We start from the raw sequence: 816 nt of genomic DNA on the forward strand, positions 1-816 counted from the left end.
TTGACGGTTTGGAATAGATTCAACAACCGACAATGGCGATGGTACATTCACCATTGTTTATACTGACGGGTCAACTTTTACTACCGTAAATTTATCAGGTGCAGATGGCATGGATGGAGTAGGAATTACATCTACTACCGATAACGGCGACGGTACTTTTACAATTACATATTCAGATGGATCGACATTCACGACTTCAAACTTAACAGGACCACAAGGTGCTCAAGGTATTGCTGGAGCGGATGGTGTTGATGGATCAGATGGAATCGACGGCGTTGGAATAGATTCTACAACCAATAATGGCGATGGCACATTTACTATTGTTTATACAGATGGTTCAACTTTCACTACAGTAAATTTATCAGGTGATGATGGAGCAGATGGAATGGACGGAGTAGGAATTACATCTACTACAGATAACGGTGATGGAACTTTCACTATTTTATATTCAGATGGAAGCTCATTTACGACTTCAGATTTCACTGGTCCACAAGGATTAGCTGGAGCAGATGGAACTAATGGGGCAGATGGTAATGACGGATCAGATGGAGATTCAGCATATGAGATTGCATTAGAAGGTGGTTTTATAGGAACGGAAACAGAGTGGCTGGCATCATTAAATGGAACTGATGGTCTAGATGGAACAGATGGTATAGATGGAACAGATGGTTTAGATGGAGCTGATGGAATCACGCCAACAATTGGAACAAATGGTAATTGGTTTATTGGAACAACAGATACAGGAATTGCAGCAACAGGAGCTGCAGGAGTAGATGGAACAGATGGTTTAGATGGAGCTGATGGAATTACGCCAAC

1 protein-coding gene is annotated in these 816 nt (G+C 41.7%); it reads left to right on the forward strand.

Going from position 1 to position 816, the window contains the following annotated elements; all coding sequences use genetic code 11:
• Positions 1–109: 109 nt before the first annotated feature.
• Positions 110–816 (forward strand): calcium-binding protein (locus AST99_RS15245; protein ID WP_420865361.1); only part of this gene is annotated, 707 nt, incomplete at its 3' end.

It is taken from the genome of Formosa algae (genome assembly GCF_001439665.1).
GTDB lineage: Bacteria > Bacteroidota > Bacteroidia > Flavobacteriales > Flavobacteriaceae > Formosa > Formosa algae.